Genomic DNA, 18,154 nt, shown 5'->3' with positions numbered 1-18,154 from the left:
CCTTTACTCCCTGATTTTAAGTGAAGAAACCAAATCGAGACGGCAAATATCGCGCATGACCAGTATCGCACAGAGTAACGTTGCCAGTATGACGGCAATGGCTGCAATGGCATGATTGGCTGGTACAAACGAGACCGGAATCCGGTATAAGTCTGTATCAAAACCCGCCGCAATCAAAAAGGATAAATAATGCCCGAAATATGCCCCTGCAGGCAATGCCAACAGGGTAATCAGTGCTATTTCTCCAAGCAGGATAAAGCCTGTCTCGGAACGGGTGAGCCCGAGTACACGCAGGCTCGCAAGATCTCTGGCGCGCTCTGAAAAAGCGATACGAGCACTGTTGTAAATAATCCCAAAGGTGATCACCGCCGCGATGCTTATCATCACAAAACGCATGGCCCCGGCGCCACTGTCCATGACCCTGGCAAAAGCAGCCCGACTATCTTTACTCAGACTGACTCCGGCGACGACAGGCATTGCTTTGAGTTGTTTGTAAAGCGCGTTGCTATGGGCTGAGTCGATCTTCAGGTAAGCCCCTGACACGCGACGGGGTTGTTGCATAAGACGGTTCAGATTATCCAGTTGCATAAATGCAGGTGAACCCAGCAGCGTATCAGCCAGTGCCACTACGGGAACATTCAGAACAGCTCGGTTTCCCTCGCGAATATCAATCTGAATCTCGTCACCTGGACTGACGTTGAGCTCCTGTGCCAGCGAGCGGGAGAGCACAATGCCCCGCGCAGGAATATAGATAGGTTGCTTTAACTTATCCAGCGCCCGATACAGCTGCGGCGCAGAATCTAAAGCAGTGATGCTGCCGCGATACGTTGAGCGGCCATGACGAAAATGAACCGGTACCTCTCGGAACCCCTCAACCGTTAATATCCCGTCAATACGTTGCAATGAAAAAAGAGTGTTGTCTGCAAGAGGTTCGATAAAACTGACCATAACATCACTGCGGTTTATATGACTAAAGCTTAAATCCAGAGTGCTGTTAAAGGCGCTCATAACATTTAACATGGCAACAGACAATGCCATGCCCAGCGCGATCCCCGTGACCGACATAGCAAGCCGCAGCGGCTGGCGGAGTGCTGAGCGCAACACCATGCGGGTAGGCTGGTCAAGCCAGGCTCGCAGCCGTGATCCAAAGCTCAGGCTCTTACTATAATCAGGTGGGGCTGGCGGACTCATTGCGATTGCCGGTGCCAGATTTAATATACGCCTCATCACCAATACGCTGCCGCTGACCGCAGTCAGGGCGCTGACGCTTATCCCTTTAACCAGGCTGCTGAATTCGATACTGAATACCAAAAAGGGAAACTTGTAATATTGCTGATAGAAGCCGCTAAGCGAGCGTCCGGCCATGACTCCCCAGAGGCACCCCACCACAGCACCACTAATGGCAATGATCATGACAAACTTGAGATAATGTATCGCCACCGCCACATCGGAATAACCAAAGGCTTTGAGTAAGCCTATTTGTGGACGTTGTGCCTGTACCATTCTTGCAACAACGATGTAGAGCAAAAATGCTGCTACTGCTAAAAATATCGGCGGAACAATACGGCTGGATAGTTTCAGACCAGCAATTTCCTCTGTTATAAACCGGTTTGATATATGCTCGTCCAGATCGTAAGCACCCAGTCCGCCAAAGGGCTCCAGTAATTGATCCAATCGGTGAATAAGGGCTTCTTTACGGGCGCCGGGGACCAGGCTGATGAGTACCTCATTGAATGCCCCTTCCATATCATACGCCGCCTCAAGGGCTTTGTGATTCATCCAAAGTACCGCAAAACGGCCATCATCGGGTACCAGTTCTCCCGGGGCGGTGGTATACAAAAACTCCGGCGCCTGAGCCAGACCGACCACTTTCAGGCGTCGTTTTACCCCTTGTATGGTGGCTGAAAGCGTATCACCGGGTGCAAGACCATGGGCCAGGGCAAAGCCTTCCAGCAACAATACTTCATCCTTATGCGATGAGGACAATTGGCGGCCTTTTACCAGATAAATAGCATTGAGCCTGGGTTCGTTAAATGATGGTAAGGACAGGGTTCGGGCATGAATGGGAACATCGATGGCGGGTAAATCAACCAGTGCTGAACCGTTTATGCGTGCTTCAACACTTGCCACCTGAGGCAGGTTGGCGATGCGTCTGAGCACCTGTCCGGGCGCCCTTTTTAATGGTGCAAAGACATCGGCCAGACGGTAGCGCTGATAATAGTCCTGCTTGGTGTCGGCAAGAGAGCTGACTAAACCCTCCATCATCACCAGCATCATCACACCCACTGCAATCACCAGGGCGATAGCGATGGCCTGGCCTTTGACTTGCCACAGGTCGCGGCCAACTTTTTGATTCAGTACCGACATGCTTGGTTACCATTCGATGGTGTCGGCATCCTGGACCTCTTTATTGTGAGCCACTTTGTGAATATTACCATCTGCAAAGTGTAAAACCAGATCTGCCATGGCCGCTGTGGCTGCCGCATGGGTAACAATCATGACCGTTGTACCGAGTTGGCGATTAACGTCTTGCAGTACACGCAGCACCGCACGTCCTGTGACGCTGTCGAGCGCACCTGTTGGCTCATCGCAAAATAACAGCATGGGATTTTTGGCTACTGCACGGGCGATGGCGACACGTTGCTGTTCGCCGCCGGAAAGCTGAGCAGGAAAATGATCCAGTCTCTGATTCAGCCCGACCAGTGCCAGAGCCTCTTCTGCCTCCATTGGGTTATCTGCGATTTCTGTGACCAGCTCAACGTTTTCCCGGGCGGTGAGGTTGGGCATCAGATTATAAAACTGAAACACGAAACCGACATGTTGCCTCCGGTATTGCGTCAGTTCGGAATCGTCCATTTGAGTCAGGTTCTGATTAAAAAACCATACCTCGCCTGATGACGGATGATCGAGACCGCCGAGAATATTGAGTAAGGTTGATTTTCCGCTGCCCGACGGACCTAATAATACAGCGAGCTTTCCCGCTGTAATTTCCAGGTTGACCCCCCTTAAGGCATGCACCGTTGACGGACCCTCTCCATAGACTTTGCTCAGTGAGTCGGTGCGAAAAGCGGGTAAATTTTTATCCAGAGGTGCACTCATGCAAGGCTTTCCCGGTCAGAGAGTCTTCTCAGCATATCATTACCTGTATATTGTGGTCACCAACAGGACCTGGCTACCGAAACGACGACTCTCCAGGGGCTATAATCCTCTTTGTTACAGACTATGACATTAACGCCGCTACCGGCAAAAGCCAGGGTGCCAGTCTGTCCATACAGGTTGCAGGCCTTTGGCTCTGACCACCTCTGCCATGGTCGCGGCGCATCTTTTATCATCGGTGGCAAACTGTTCCAGCGACGGGTTCTCGCTGGCGTAACCTCCCGGCTGGGTGCTGGAGCCGGCGCTGATACTGGTGATACCTAATGGCAGTAAATGGTCCCGCAGAAAGGGCGATTCACGGGTGGATAAGCTCAATTCCAGCTCGCTGTCGAAAATCCTCCAGGCACAGATCAATTGCACCAGTTGCTTATCCGACATCGGCCTGATGTCACTCAGACCACCGGCGCAGGGGCGCAGACGTGGGAATGACAGCGAATAGCGGCTTCGCCAGTAGGCTTTTTGCAGATAACGCAGGTGGCAGGCGGTGAAAAAACTGTCAATACGCCAGTCATCCAGACCGATCAGTGCGCCCAGACCTATCTTGTCGATACCGGCCTTTCCGAGTCTGTCAGGGGTTTGCAGTCGCCAGTTAAAGTCGGTTTTCTTGCCTTTTAAGTGGTGCCGGGCATAGCTGGTTTTATTGTAGGTTTCCTGATACACCAGCACCGCATCCAGCCCCAGTGAGCGCAACCGGCGATAATCCTGTTCGCTTAAGGGCTGCACTTCCATCGCCAGATAACTGAAATGACGCTTGATCAGGGGCAAGGCGTTGCAGAAGTAATCGAGGCCTACCCGGGATTCATGTTCACCGGTTACCAACAGCACAGAATCAAAACCCCTGGCTTTGATGGCCAGACATTCCTGCTCTATCTCATCCGGGGTAAGGGTTTTGCGCCTGAGTTTATTGCTCATGGAGAATCCACAGTAGCTGCAGTCATTGGCGCACAGGTTAGACAGATATAATGGCACGAAGAACTGCATGGTGTGGCCGAACCGCTGTCGGGTCAGGGTATAAGCACGCTGCGCCAACTCCTCCAGATAGGGTTCTGCGGCCGGTGACAACAGCGCCATAAAATCTTCAGGCCCGGGACGTTTTTTGTTAAGCACCCGCTCTACATCGTCTGCATTACAACTATACAGGCGCATGCGTACCTCTTCCCGGTCAAGCTTTTCAAATTCAGGTAAAAAGCTCACAGTGCCTCCGTAAAGGTCGTAAGGGGACTGGATGCCTGAGCCTGCCCGGGTTCGGCGGTGCCCGCTTCGAAAGCCATACGTCCTGCCTCTACCGCCAGTTTAAACGCCCTGGCCATACTGACCGGATCCGTGGCGCAGGCGATGGCGGTGTTAATGAGCACTCCGTCTACGCCCATTTCCAGGGCTTCAGCGGCCTGACTCGGCGCGCCGATACCGGCATCAACTATCACCGGCACCTGGCTCTGCTCCACGATGATCTGCAAAAAGGCTTTACTTTGCAGGCCCTGATTAGAGCCTATGGGGGCTCCCAGAGGCATCACCGCGGCGCAGCCGGCTTCCTGCAACTGCAGGCAGAGCACAGGATCGGCACCACAATAGGGCAGTACCACAAAGCCTTCTTTTACCAGCTGTTGTGCGGCTTTAAGGGTTTCCAGCGGGTCGGGCAGCAGATAGCGCTGATCCGGATGGATCTCCAGTTTCAGCCAGTTTGTACCCAGTGCCTCGCGGGCCAGTCTGGCGGCGAAAATGGCTTCCTCTGCGGTTCTGGCGCCTGAGGTATTCGGCAGTAAGTCCACCCCCAGACTGCGCAGGGGCCTGAGAATCTCATCACGTCCCTGTTGCAGATCCAGTCGTTTTAAGGCCAGGGTCACAAGTTGTGTGCCGCTGGCATCAAGGGCATAGAGCATGGTTTCGGCGCGGCTGAATTTGCCGGTACCTGTTAACAGCCGGGATGCAAATTTCCGTTCGGCGATGTGCAGCATGATTATCCCCCCGCCACCACAGTGAAAAGACTGATGCGGTCATTGGCCTGTAGTTCGGTTTTCTCCCACAGACTCTTATTCACCACCTGCTGGTTTACCGCTGCTGCGATCCCATTGTTATCCGGGCAATGTTGGCGGATAAGTGCCGCTAAGCTTACAGGAGCACTCAGCTCTATGGTTTGATCATTGATAGTCAGTTGCATTGTTTGTCTCCACATATCGGGCATTGAGGGGCGGGGGGCAGGGCATATTGTTGCCAGTTGTGGCTGAGGCCATCGAACAGATGTAGCTTCCCCCAGGGCACCGTGCCTGCGCCTGCCAGGTATTTGATGCTTTCCAGTGCCTGCAACAGCCCCATCATCGCCACTACCGGGCCCATTACCCCGGCATGCTGACATCCTTTTGGTGGCGCCTGTTCGGGCTCGTATAAACAACGATAGCAACCATGCTTCCGGGCCGGATGCAGGGCCAGAAACTGGCCCGAAAATCCCATGGCTGCGCCAATCATCAGAGGTTTGCCAAGGGCGTAGCAGGTGGCATTAATAGCCTGGCGACTGGTCATATTGTCACTGCAATCGAGCACCAGATCGGCTTCACCGACCTGTTCGGGCAATTGCTCTGTATGCAGATATTCTGCTAGCGCTGTGATACTGATATGGGGGTTTTGTGCCTGCAACCGCTGCGCTGCCAGCTCCGCTTTTAACTGGCCACTATGTTGCAGTGAATACAGCGACTGGCGGGGCAGATTGCTCGGCGTCAGGCGATCGCCATCGGCCAGAGTCAGCTTGCCGATACCGGCACCGGCCAGGTATTGGGCTGCCGCGCAGCCGAGTCCGCCGAGACCTATGATTAGCACAGAGGCCTGTTTGAGCCTGAGCTGGCCGCTTTCTTCGAGTTCCGGTAACAGGATCTGGCGACTGTAATGCATCACCTCCTGATCACTGAGCATAATGGCACTCCACCTTTGCCAGCAATTGTCTGACCCTCTGTTGCGGATTTCCGGCAGCGGTAATGGCGCTGACCATGGCGATACCGTCAACACCACAGGCCAGCACCTTATCCACTTTTGATGCCGAAATACCACCAATGGCAACGGTTGGAATGTCTTGCTGTAATGCCTGGTAGGCTTTAAGACGCTCCAGTCCCTGAGGTTTGGAGGGCATCTGTTTGGTATTGGTCGCGAAAATATGCCCCAAAGCGATATAGGAAGGGGCCAGCTGTATGACCCTGAGCAGTTCGGCATAACCATGGGTGGATATGCCCAGGGCCAATCCGGCCTGCTGAATGACCTTAAGATCGGCATCCTCAAGATCTTCCTGGCCCAGGTGCACGCCAAAGGCCCGGTATTTAATCGCAAGCTGCCAGTGATCGTTGATAAAGAGTCTGGCTTTATAGCAGTTGGCAAGGTCGATTGCCTGGCTGATCTCTGCTTCGAGCTGCTGATCCGGTGTGCGTTTCAGGCGCAATTGCAGTGTGGTGACGCCCCATTGCAGCAGTTTTCTGACCCAGTCCAGGCTGTCTACCACAGGGTAGAGCCCCAGTGAGCGTATTTTCAGGGCAGGGAATCCACATATTGAGGGCGCAGACTTGTGGTCCGGCTGGAACACAGCAAAGTCGGCCAGCTTTTGTGGCCAGCCCAGATGAGCAACAGGGCCGGGGCCACTGCCCAAGCCAGTGGCTGATTTCAGACCCTGATTAATATACGCCCGGGCGATACAGGCGGCATCGTCAAGTGGATAATCCAGCGCCATGGCGGTGGCAATGGCACTGGCATACACGCAACCCGTGCCGTGGCCGTGGGGCGTAGTGATTCTGGTGCTTGTCAGCTGCCAGCAACGATCCTTGCTGAAGTAGTAATCCGTGCAGTCCTGTTGTTGCCAGTGCAGATGCCCGCCTTTAACCAGTACCGCCTTTACCCCCTTATTCAGCAGCGCCCGGGCTGCCTGCTGCAGACTGGGCTTGTCGTTGGGGGCAATGCCGGTCAGCCATGTCAGTTCAGCGGCATTGGGGGTGATCAGATCCACTTGTTGTAAAAGTGGCTTACAGTGGTCAGGGCTGATTTCGCTGAGCCATGCGCCACTGCTGGCCCGTATAACTGGATCCCAAACTACAAAAGGCCCGGATTGTTGCTGCCTGAGCCAGCCAATAAACTCCCCCAGTAAATTCACCTGGCTGACATCGGCAAGCATGCCTATCTTAATGGCCTTTGGCAGCATATCAGCCGCCAGGCTGTCCAGCTGACTGCTGAGCATATCCACAGGCACAGCCTGAATACGCTCAACACAACGGGAGTTTTGTGCGGTGATGGCACTGAGCAGGGTACAGGCGTGACCGCCAAGGCCCTGAACGGTATGCAGATCGGCCTGAATACCTGCACCGCCTCCACTGTCGGAGCCGCCAACGCACCAGATTATGGGTTTGGGCATTTCAGGCCTCTCCACAGTCACCGGGCGCGTGATAAAGCTCACTTCCCTGCCGGCGAAAGGTTTCGGCCATCTTTTTCATGCCGGATTCTACTGTCTCGGGCTGGCCGTCCATGCCCACCATCTTTACCTCCACAGACTGTTGCCGGGCGATGTCCCGGACCTCCCGGGATATCTTCATGGAGCAGAACTTGGGTCCGCACATGGAACAGAAATGGGCGACTTTACCGGACTCCTGCGGCAGGGATTCGTCGTGATAATCTCTTGCCGTTTGTGGATCCAGTGCCAGATTGAACTGATCTTCCCAGCGGAATTCAAATCTGGCTTTGGACATGGCATTGTCGCGGATCTGCGCGCCGGGGTGGCCTTTAGCCAGGTCGGCGGCATGGGCGGCGATCTTATAGGTAATCAGGCCCTGTTTGACGTCTTCTTTGTTGGGCAGGCCCAGATGTTCTTTGGGGGTGACGTAGCAAAGCATGGCGCAACCAAACCAGCCAATCATCGCCGCACCGATGCCGGAAGTGAAATGATCATAGCCCGGTGCAATATCCGTGGTCAGTGGCCCCAGGGTATAGAAAGGGGCTTCGTGACAATGCTTCAGTTGCTCCTGCATATTGGCTTCGATCAAATGCATGGGCACATGCCCCGGTCCTTCTATCATTACCTGTACATCCTGTTGCCAGGCAATCTTAGTCAGCTCTCCCAATGTGCGCAGTTCACTGAACTGGGCTTCGTCATTTGCATCGGCCACCGAGCCGGGGCGCAGACCATCACCCAGAGACAGGCTGACATCGTACGCCGCACAGATCTGACAGATTTCGTCAAAGTGTTGATATAAAAAGCTTTCCTTATGGTGGGCCAGGCACCACTTGGCCATAATCGAACCACCCCGCGAGACAATACCGGTGAGGCGACTGGCGGTCATGGGCACATAACGCAGCAGCACGCCGGCATGAATGGTGAAATAATCCACCCCTTGTTCTGCCTGTTCGATCAGTGTGTCGCGGAACAGTTCCCAGTTAAGTTTGGTGGCATCGCCGTTAACCTTTTCCAGCGCCTGGTAGATGGGCACCGTACCAATAGGCACCGGACTGTTACGCAGGATCCATTCCCGGGTTGCATGAATATGCCGCCCGGTGGACAAGTCCATCACCGTATCGGCGCCCCAGCGTGTGGCCCAGACCAGCTTTTCTACCTCTTCCTCAATCGAAGAGGTTAAGGACGAATTACCGATATTGGCGTTCACTTTGACCAGGAAATTACGCCCGATAATCATCGGCTCGGCTTCCGGATGGTTGATATTGGCGGGAATAATGGCCCTGCCTGCGGACACTTCAGCGCGTACAAATTCAGCACTAATGGACTCTGGCAGTTTGGCGCCAAAGCCCTGGCCAGGATGCTGCTGAGTCAGTTGCTGATCACGGATACGCTGGCGACCCATATTTTCGCGCAGGGCAATATATTCCATTTCCGGTGTGATAATACCCTGGCGGGCGTAATGTAACTGGGTTACGGTTTTGCCTTGCTTTGCGCATCTGGGCCGGCGTTGCAGTTGTAGCGCCTGCTCCGATGATGGCTCCTGTTCAGCCATCAGATTACGGGTATAGCGGGACAGGGTGCCCTCCTGCAATTGGGTATCATCACGTTCAAGGATCCAGTTGTGACGCACAGCGTTAAGGCCGCGGCGTACATCCAGTTCGGCATCGGGGTCACCATAAGGGCCTGAGGTGTCGTACACAGGAATGGGTTCGTTGGGCTGATACGCCGGTGCTGACTGGCTGCCGGTCAGGGTATCGCTAAGCTGGATCTCGCGCATGGCCACACGAATATCGTCGCGGCTGCCTTTGAGATAAATACGTTTGGAACTGGGATAAGCCATCCCCTGCAGATGGTGCAGGAAGTTTTCCGCCTGGCTGCGGTTTTCGCGTCTGTTTGACATAGCATTCTCGCCTGATTAATGGTTTGAGAAGCTTGTCAGGAGTGTCAGCAAGAACAACGGCCACGCCATGTGCAGAACTGCCATTAGCAAAGGGCCGATGCGCTCTTGTTTCCTTCGCAGGTATTAGCCTGATCAGGTTCAACGGATCCCGCGTTTGCGGTCTCAGCCCCTGCTGGTTAAATCACCAGGGGCACTCCGACAAGATGTTGTCTATCAGTATAAGCGGATATTTCTCCCGAATGCAATGGCAGTTATGCGGCAGACTTTTTCTTCGCACCGGCTTTGGGTTTGGCATATTCCAGCGCCGTTTGCAGTAACAGATTGGAGCCGGTTTCCACATCCTGCCAGTGGGTCCATTCATCGGGGGAGTGACTGATACCGGCAACGCTGGGCACAAAAATCATCCCGGTTGGGGTAATCTTGGCCATATACTGGGCATCATGGCCGGCACCACTGGGCATCACCTCATAATCCAGGCCCATTTTCTCGGCTTGTTTGCAGAAGCTCTTGATCACTTTGTCAGACATGGCCTGGGGTTCGAGCCAGCTCATCTGTTCAAATTCAAACATCAGATTATGTTTGCGGGCGATGGCAGACAGAACACGACGGCAGGAATCAGCCAGATTTCGCATAACCTGCGGATCCGTATCCCGGCCCACCAGGGTAAACTCTGCTTCACCCGGTACCGTATGCGCATAACCGGGCTTAAGCTCCACCCGACCGACTGTCAGGCGGCTCTTGTCTGACCCATCCTCGTCGATAATACGGGGAATCTCATGGGCAAAATCCGCGAGCCCCATAAAGGCATCACTGCGCATATCCATAGGGGCGGTACCGGCATGGTTGGCCTCACCGATCAGCCGTACCAGCCATTTATACACGCCGGAAATAGCTTCCACTACACCGATGGGCTTCTTGATCCGTTCCAGCACCGGGCCCTGCTCAATGTGCAGTTCCAGAAAAGCGTGAAAATGTTTGGGATCCACCCTGGCATCCAGTGCTCTGAAGGCTTCCAGCCCGGCCCGCTGCATTTCATCTTTGAGAAACACATGAGTGGCGTCATGGGCATTTTCCAGCCAGTGAGGATTGAGCTCCCCGACAATCGCCTGCACCCCCATCATGCCACCAAAGCGCCCCTCTTCTTCGGCGAAGGCATAGACTTCGAGGGGATACTCACATTCCAGACCCGCATCCCGGATAACCCGCATGCATTCAAGCCCCGCCAGCACGCCCAGCGTACCGTCAAACATGCCACCGGCAGGTACCGAATCAATATGCGATCCCATGGCCACTACCGGCCCGGTTTGTCCGGCATTCATCTTGCCAATAATATTGCCGGCCTGGTCCATATGCGCACTGAATCCTTCGTCCTCAAACTTTTTAATCAGCCAGCGTCGCCCTTCCATGTCGGCTTCATTAAAACCAAGCCGGAATACACCTTTGCTCTCGGGGTCATAGCCGATATGGGAAAGTTCCAGCAGATCATTTTGAAGTCTGCTCAGCTGTACAGATAAGTCCTGTTGCATAGTGCCTCCTGTGCAAGATTTGGGCGGGCATCAGCACTGAGGTTGTCGCCCGGCGTCACTTGGGTATAGTGTATTAACAATGTTAGCATGTTAATACACTGATCACAGAGGAGCACAGCATGGGCAGGATCCTGAAGCTGGCTTTAGTGTTAGTAAGTATGATGGTGTTGCCGGTTTCGGCTGTGCAACAGATCGAGTCCCGGGAAGGATACTTTGTACTGGAATTAAATAATCTTCAGAACAAGTATGACGGCCTGGAAGTGGTGCAGTTGAGTGAAGGCGACCAGAGTGCCGATTTCAGTTCTGCGCAGCGTTTTGATATCAGCGGTCAGCAGCAGGCCACGTTGTCCGGTTTCGCCGATGGTCACTATCAGGCCAGGGTTACCGACAGCAGCGGTGAGAGTGCCCCACAACTGATTGCCGAAGTTGAGGTCCGACATCGATCTCTGACGCAGGCCCTGGTGTTGTTTGCTGTTGGGCTGGCGGCATTTTCACTGTTGGTGATTCTGTTGCTTAAGTTTAATCGCAAGGAGGCGGAATATGCTTGAAGCACAGTTAGACTGGGGCCTGGCGTTGGCCATACTGGTTGGTTTCGGTATCCTGTGGGTGGCCTTTGGCTGGTATTTAGGCCGGGATAACCGCAGTATCGATGATTACGCCCTGGCCGGGCGCAATGTCGGCTTCGCTTTTGCAACTGCTACCGCCATGGCCACCTGGATCACCAGTAATACCACCTTAGTGGCCCCGCAACTGGCCTATCAGTTTGGTATCTGGGGCATGATTGGGTACAGCATGGCGGCCTTTGGCCTGATGCTCTTCGCACCCATGGCTCAACGTATTAAATCCCTGATGCCCCACGGTTTTACCAGTGGTGATTTTATTCGTACCCGCTACGGTAAGAGCGCCTGGGCCATGTTTATGATCATCTCGGTGTTTTATGCCATGGGCTGGCTGGTGAGCCTGGGGATGGCAGGCGGAATATTGCTGTCATCCCTGAGTGACCTGAGCTATCACACCGGCATGTCGGCAATCCTGATCATCTGTGTGTTGTATACCTTGCTCGGGGGGCTCAAGGCGGTTATTGCTACCGACTTTGTGCAGTCTATTCTGATCCTGACCGGGGTGGTGATCATCGCCTGGGTCTGTATCGATACCGTGGGTATTGGTGAGATCCATCAAAGCGTCAGCGATTTCCAGCCGGAACTGCTCAATGTCGCTTTTCCCGCTGCGATCATGTTTTTATTTAACAACATCTTTTTTGGTATCGGTGAGATTTTCCACTCTAACGTATGGTGGTCGCGGGCCTTTGCCTTCAAGACCGGCGTGGGTAAAAGGGCTTTTCTGTTAGGCGGGCTGCTGTGGCTGCCTATTCCCATCGTCACAGGTTTTATTGCGTTGGCGGCAATCTCGCTGGGCATACTTCCGCCCAGTGCCGATATGGTGGGACCGCTGGTGGCGGCCAAGCTGCTGGGTAGTATCGGCGCGGTATTTGTATTTGTGGTGGTGTTTTCCGCCCTGGCGTCGAGCATGGACTCCTTGCTGGCCGCTACCTCGGACCTGATTACTCAGGACGGTTACAAGCGGCTGATCAATCCCAAGGCCGACAGCGATACTTTGCTAAAAGCCAGTAAGCGTGTGGTGATTGGTTTAGGCGTACTCACCTGGCTGTTATGCCTGCCTAAAGTGGCCACGTTAGGAGCTTTACTGAATTTTACCGGCGCCTTTGTGGCATCAGCCATCTGGCCCATTGTATTTGGTTTATATCATCAGGGGCTGACCGGCAGATTTGCCACTGCCGCCATGGCATTAGGCACAATTACCGGTCTGGTGCTTTACTTTGTTATTGGTTTTTATGTTGCCGCTATCAGCGCCTGTCTGATGTCGCTGGCGGTGTGTCTCATGGGTTTGTTGTTTGCCCCCGGCAAGTTTGACTGGCAGACCTTTAAGGAGCCTGACAATGTACCTGAGTGAAACCTTATTAACGTTACTGGTGCTGGTAGCATGCGCAGGCGCTGCGCTGGCTCCGATTATTTTATTGCTGCTGTATAAGCGCGATCTGAAGGATAAGTCTTTATGGTAGATCCCAAAATCGAACAGGTAGTCCAGTTTGAACGAACACGTCCGGATGTGCGCGGTGATGCTCATCCCAAGAAGTTGCTGCGCGCCATCGAAGAAGATGGCGATCATCTGGCCAAACTCTCCGATCAACATATTTTTTCCTCGGATCAGTTTGATCGCGCCACGCTGCTGCAGTTGTTCCGGCTGGCGGCAAAGTACGAGGCGAATCCGGGCCGGTTCAGTACCTCGTTAAACGGGCAGATTCTGATCTCAGCCTTTTACGAGCCCAGTACCCGTACTCGTTTGTCCTTTGAGAGCGCCTGGCATCGTCTTGGCGGCGATATTATGTCGATCACCGATCGCTCCACCACAGGTATTGCCAAAGGTGAATCTCTCGGTGATGTCGCCGAGATGTTCAATAATTATGGCGATTGCGTGGTGTTGCGTGATTCTCAGGAGGGCTCGGTACGGGAAATGATGAATGCTTTGCGCATTCCTATTATCAACGCCGGTAACGGCATTGATGAGCATCCGACCCAGGCGCTGGCCGATCTCTATACTATCTTTAAGTGGCGCCCGGATCTGGTTACCAATGAACCTGGCGAGCCTTTGCATGTGTGTCTGGTGGGTTTGCCTTCGAAAATGCGTACGGTACGCAGTCTGCTCAAACTGCTTTGTGATTTTCCCGAAGTTTTTACAACAGTGACAATTGTCAATGATTGTGACCGTGAAGAGATGTTTGCGCCGGGGCAACTGGAGCAACTGGAAGAAGCCGGGTTGAAAATTCACACCGCTGACGATCTGGACAGCGTACTACCCAAGGCAGATGTGGTTTATATCAACGCGATTTCCTGGGAGGGTAATTCCTTTAAGGAATACGGTAAGGTCTTTCATATCGATGCCAAGTCGCCTCTGAAGGAACACGCCATTGTTTTGCACCCTCTGGCACGGGGGGAGGAGTTATGCACCAGCCTCGATGGCACCAGCCACAACTGGTATTTCTCGCAGGCCAGAGGGGCGGTATTTTTGAGAATGGCTCTGTTGACCTGTCTGGTACAGCGGGCCGAGCGGGTGCTGGACGTTATTTGATTTTTACCACAGAGTCACAGAGGACACAGAGAAAGGTGAATCGTTTAAAAGGACTATTGGTGCGTTGCCAGCGAGCGATTTCCGATGTGCAGGTTTACCTCGCTTCCCCGGATAACAATCTCTGTGTCTCTGTGGTGCATTAACAACAGGAGTATTTATGTGCGGAATAGCTGGCATTTTTGCCAACACCCCTGAGCGCGAAATAGATTCACAAATTCTGGTCAACATGGCGGCTATTATGCACCACAGAGGGCCGGATAATTATGGTTACTGCAATCCCAAAGAGGTTGGGGTAGGCATGAGCCACGCCCGATTGTCGATTATTGATTTGAATGAAAGCCGGGGCCGCCAGCCCTTTTTTCTTCATGGTGGCCGGGTGATTTTCGCTCACAATGGCGAATTCTATGATTACCAGCGTCTGCGCGGGGAACTCACCGCTCAGGGCGAGTATTTCGAAACCAAGAGTGATTCAGAGATTGTTCCACACCTTTATTTGCGGGAGGGTATGGACGAGACCCTCAAACACCTGCGCGGTGAGTTTGCCTTTTCTTTGTATGATGAACAGCAGGATGCGCTGTATCTGGTAAGAGACAGATTCGGTATCAAGCCTTTGTACTGGACCCAAACCGACAATCATATTGTGTTCGGCTCTGAGGTAAAAACCGTACTGGCCCACCCTGAAGTAACGGCAGAATTTGACAGTCATGGCCTGTTTCATCAGCTGATCCAGGTAATGGTGCCGGGCACCACAGCCTTCAAAGGTGTACATCAGGTGGAACCCGGCTATATGCTGAAAATTACCCGCAAGGGTGGCAAGTTTAATATCGAAGAGACCAAATACTGGGATATGGACTTTCCGACTCCCGAACAGCGGCCGCGGATGGACGATGATTACTATATTAAAGGGGTGCGCGATCAGTTATTAGAAGCAGTGCAACTGCGATTAACTGCTGATGTGCCGGTGGGCTGTTATCTCTCTGGTGGTATCGATTCGTGCTCGATTCTCGGTCTGGCTTCAGCAGCAGCACAGGATCCGATCCGTGCTTTTACCATCAGCTTCGATAACGATGAATATGATGAGGCCAGCATCGCCACTGAAATGGCACGGGCTACAGGCGCTGAGCAGGATATTCTCAAGCTCAATGCCGAGCTGCTGTACGATAATTTCTCGCGCACTATCTGGCATACCGAACGCACTATCTACAACACCCTGGCCGTGGCCAAGCTGATGATGAGCCAGCATGTGACCCACAATGACTATAAAGTGGTGCTCACCGGTGAGGGCTCCGATGAGCTCTTTGCCGGTTATCCGGCCTTTCGCAAAGACATGTTCCTGCATGGTATGGAAGGGCTGAACGCCGAGCAGGCGGCAGAATGGCAGCAGACTCTGGCCGAATCGAACAAACTGTTCCAGGGAGCGATGTTACCTAAAGACGAATATGTGTCTGAGAAAATTAATGCCAAAGTGGGCTTTACCCCCAGTTGTCTGCAACCCTGGCTGGGTTGCTCCGATCTGGCCCGCAATCTTCTCACGCCGGAGATCCGGGAAGAACTGGCCGATTATGAGCCCGGTGCGGCCATTGCCGACAGACTGGATGAAGATTTTCTGACTGATCGCCATCCTCTGGATAAGGCCCAGTACGTGTGGATCAAAACCATGCTTGAGGGGCAAATTCTTACCTGGGGCGGTGACAGGGTGGATATGGCCAATTCCATGGAAGCCAGACCGCCGTTTCTGGATCACCATCTGGCTGAGTTTGCCGCCACTATCCCACCTGAGATGCGTATCAAAGGCAGCAAGGAAAAGTACGTACTGCGCGAAGCCATGAAAGGACTGTTGCCTACGGTACTGTATGAACGCCAGAAATTCGCCTTTATGGCGCCCCCGGCCCATACCGACGATAAAAAATGGCAGAAACTCAAAGGTCTGTTTGAACGCTATGCCTCCAAAGAGAAGCTGGAAAAGGCCGGCTTTATCGATGCCGATTATGTGCAGACTCTGATGCAAAAACAGGAAAGCCGTGATACCGACCTGGCCGATAAGGTGCAGATTGACGCCGTACTTAACCATGTACTTGGCGTGATGCTGCTACATCATCACTTTATCGAGCAGGACATTCCGCAGCTGGCCCATGATAAGGCCCAGGAATTAGGCTGGGTAGTTTAGGTCTCTATTTATGCATACAGGCCGATCGCCCTCAGGGTTATCGGCCTGTTCGTGTTTTTTGTGTGGTGGTAAAAAGCATTCAATCACGAAAGACACAAAAGAATACCACACGCATCTTTCTCTGCGCCTTAGCGCCTCTGCGAGATGATATGCTTTTAGCTCTTGCAGCATAAAAGACGTTATTTAATATCGAGTCTTTTAAGCGCTTTTTTGTACGCCTCACCGCGCTCTTTTTTAGCGACAGGGGGATTAAAGGGCGATGGAGTCGTACACCACAACTTTAGCCCACAGATGGGAGTATTTTTCGACAAATTCCTGATGCAGGGGATGAACCTGATAGATATTTTGTCCCTCTACGTCGTCAAACAACATGGTTTCTGACACCTGATAGCTGTTATCCACCACTTCCCGCTTCTCGGTAGAAGCCGGGACGCCAATCTGTAAACCCCGTATACTCTCAATCCGGCGCAGGCCGTTAAGCCCCTCAACCAGCTTATCGCGATCCTCAATCGAATCTGGGTTCTTAAGCCAGAAAAATACCTGATGAGTCAGTTTAGGAAACCGGGTACATGTTTGTTGCGCACCAGCCTTGCCTGGTAGCAACGATGCCGCTCCCAACAATGCAGTAGTACAAAGAAAACCTCGGCGGGAAGTATCTGGCATGGGAATATCCTGATTGCAAACCAGCTTTGAACGCTACCAGAGTTGCACAGATTTCGAAATAGTGCAGAGATTACGATTTTTTGTATTTGTTGTACCGATCTGCAGAGATTTCCTGCCATTGACAGGATTAATAGAGGAGCAGCCATGCCCCGCCGAGATAAAGCAGTATAAGCAATACGCTTTCCACGCCAATACGTCCGGGGCCCTGGCGTTCACGACGGATCAGTCCCATCATCAGAATGCCGGACATTAGCAGCGTCAGACCCGCCCAGAACAGCGTGTCGTCTGTCATGGTGTGGTAGATGGAGCCTTCGCGGTAGGCTACGTCGGAAGCGGCAGTGAATAACGTGTCAAATGCATTACCGCCAATGATCCCACCTACGGCCAGCGTTAGTGCCCCCCTTCGTACCGCAGCAATTGAAGTCACCAGTTCAGGTATAGAGGTACTGATAGCTGTCAGCATTACCCCGACAATGGTCTGGGTCAGTCCTGTTTTAGCGGCTATAACCGTTGCTGAGGGTTCCAGCGTCCATCCCGCCACACCGAGGATGATAAACAGCAGTGCAAACTCGCTCCACAGCCGCGCCATTGATGACATCTGGCTGGTGTCATCAGGTTTATCTTCACTGGTTTCCCGGGTTCTGGTCGGTGCCCACATGGGCGAATTATGAGCCCCTTGTGACAGATGAATACCGTATACATAGGCGATAAACAGCAGCGGTGTTACAGGGTGTATGCCCCACAGCGTCACTTCGGGCAGCAAGGGAGCGGTCATAATTAATGCCAGCAGCGTAATCAGCAGCGCATTTTGCATCATGTTGGGTACTGAGGCGGCGGCATGCTCCAGATTGGCGCGCCGGTAAACCATGTCGGCAACCGCCAGAAAGAAAGTTTGCACGGCGATACCGCCAAGCGCGTTACTGACTGCAAGTTCTGCATTGCCGTGCCAGGCTGCGGTTACAGACAATACCGAGCCACCAATGGATGTGGCTGCACCAAGTAATACCGCACCCGCTGCGGCTTCGCCTATTCCGGTGCGGTCAGCCAGTTGATCGACAACACGGGTAATACGGGTACCTGCTATAGCAATCACCAGTGCACAGCTTGAGAATACCAGCACTGCCTGCAGTAAGGTCCAGCTGTCGGGGTTCAGCAATCGAGCGCTCCTTATCTTACTG

At 53.2% G+C, this 18,154-nt stretch carries 15 protein-coding genes and 1 riboswitch; of the genes, 4 read left to right on the top strand and 11 right to left on the bottom strand.

The annotated features are described in order from the left end of the window. Positions 1-3 precede the first annotated feature (3 nt). From AT746_RS14860 to AT746_RS14820, 9 genes are all read right to left on the bottom strand, one after another. Positions 4-2,367, bottom strand: coding sequence for an ABC transporter permease (locus AT746_RS14860; protein ID WP_062481704.1), 2,364 nt, complete (start codon positions 2,365-2,367; stop codon positions 4-6). 6 nt (positions 2,368-2,373) lie between these two features. Beyond that, on the bottom strand, positions 2,374-3,099 hold the full coding sequence (locus tag AT746_RS14855) for an ABC transporter ATP-binding protein (RefSeq protein ID WP_062481701.1): 726 nt from the start codon (positions 3,097-3,099) through the stop codon (positions 2,374-2,376). Positions 3,100-3,237: 138 nt separating this feature from the next. Beyond that, the gene (gene thiH / locus AT746_RS14850) at positions 3,238-4,350 is read right to left on the bottom strand and encodes a 2-iminoacetate synthase ThiH (protein WP_062481699.1); all 1,113 of its coding nucleotides are present in this window, start codon (positions 4,348-4,350) and stop codon (positions 3,238-3,240) included. Next, positions 4,347-5,111 carry a thiazole synthase gene (locus AT746_RS14845; RefSeq protein WP_062481696.1) on the bottom strand — a complete coding sequence of 255 codons (765 nt, stop codon included), beginning with the start codon at positions 5,109-5,111 and terminating at the stop codon, positions 4,347-4,349. The genes thiH and AT746_RS14845 overlap by 4 nt, the downstream gene beginning before the upstream one ends. A gap of 2 nt (positions 5,112-5,113) precedes the next feature. Continuing rightward, positions 5,114-5,314, bottom strand: a complete 201-nt coding sequence (thiS, locus tag AT746_RS14840; RefSeq protein ID WP_062481693.1) for a sulfur carrier protein ThiS — start codon at positions 5,312-5,314, stop codon at positions 5,114-5,116. Continuing rightward, on the bottom strand, positions 5,305-6,060 hold the full coding sequence (locus AT746_RS14835) for a HesA/MoeB/ThiF family protein (RefSeq protein WP_062481679.1): 756 nt from the start codon (positions 6,058-6,060) through the stop codon (positions 5,305-5,307). Before AT746_RS14835 ends, thiS begins: the two co-directional genes overlap by 10 nt. After that, positions 6,050-7,537, bottom strand: coding sequence for a thiamine phosphate synthase (gene thiE, locus AT746_RS14830; protein WP_062481677.1), 1,488 nt, complete (start codon positions 7,535-7,537; stop codon positions 6,050-6,052). The genes AT746_RS14835 and thiE overlap by 11 nt, the downstream gene beginning before the upstream one ends. 1 nt (position 7,538) lies before the next feature. Continuing rightward, positions 7,539-9,473: a phosphomethylpyrimidine synthase ThiC gene (gene thiC, locus AT746_RS14825; RefSeq protein WP_062481674.1), complete on the bottom strand. Its 1,935-nt coding sequence runs from the start codon at positions 9,471-9,473 to the stop codon at positions 7,539-7,541. Positions 9,474-9,565: 92 nt separating this feature from the next. Beyond that, a riboswitch (TPP riboswitch) is annotated at positions 9,566-9,681 on the bottom strand. Between the two features lie 43 nt (positions 9,682-9,724). After that, positions 9,725-10,999 carry a Zn-dependent hydrolase gene (locus tag AT746_RS14820; protein WP_062481671.1) on the bottom strand — a complete coding sequence of 425 codons (1,275 nt, stop codon included), beginning with the start codon at positions 10,997-10,999 and terminating at the stop codon, positions 9,725-9,727. A gap of 119 nt (positions 11,000-11,118) precedes the next feature. Here AT746_RS14820 and AT746_RS14815 point away from each other — a divergent pair, with 119 nt between their 5' ends. The 4 genes from AT746_RS14815 (at position 11,119) to asnB (ending at position 16,313) form a co-directional block, all read left to right on the top strand. Beyond that, positions 11,119-11,547 (top strand): hypothetical protein, encoded by a 429-nt coding sequence (locus tag AT746_RS14815; protein WP_062481668.1) that lies wholly within the window; start codon positions 11,119-11,121, stop codon positions 11,545-11,547. Then, positions 11,540-12,970: a sodium:solute symporter family transporter gene (locus tag AT746_RS14810; RefSeq protein WP_062481665.1), complete on the top strand. Its 1,431-nt coding sequence runs from the start codon at positions 11,540-11,542 to the stop codon at positions 12,968-12,970. The genes AT746_RS14815 and AT746_RS14810 overlap by 8 nt, the downstream gene beginning before the upstream one ends. A gap of 102 nt (positions 12,971-13,072) precedes the next feature. Then, entirely contained in the window at positions 13,073-14,146 is a 1,074-nt protein-coding gene (locus AT746_RS14805) for an aspartate/ornithine carbamoyltransferase family protein (protein ID WP_062481662.1), read from the top strand. Positions 14,147-14,303: 157 nt separating this feature from the next. Continuing rightward, a complete protein-coding gene (asnB, locus tag AT746_RS14800; protein ID WP_062481659.1) occupies positions 14,304-16,313 on the top strand; it encodes an asparagine synthase (glutamine-hydrolyzing) in 2,010 nt (669 codons plus the stop codon). 249 nt (positions 16,314-16,562) lie between these two features. Here the strand turns inward: asnB and AT746_RS14795 are convergent, their stop codons facing one another. After that, positions 16,563-16,976 (bottom strand): Dabb family protein, encoded by a 414-nt coding sequence (locus AT746_RS14795; protein ID WP_062481656.1) that lies wholly within the window; start codon positions 16,974-16,976, stop codon positions 16,563-16,565. 127 nt (positions 16,977-17,103) lie between these two features. Next, entirely contained in the window at positions 17,104-18,132 is a 1,029-nt protein-coding gene (locus AT746_RS14790) for a sodium:calcium antiporter (RefSeq protein WP_231730947.1), read from the bottom strand. Positions 18,133-18,154: the final 22 nt, after the last annotated feature.

Source organism: Lacimicrobium alkaliphilum (assembly GCF_001466725.1).
Lineage (GTDB): Bacteria > Pseudomonadota > Gammaproteobacteria > Enterobacterales > Alteromonadaceae > Lacimicrobium > Lacimicrobium alkaliphilum_B.
Note: the sequence above shows the minus strand (reverse complement) of the source record. Positions and strands in the feature narration are given on the sequence as shown.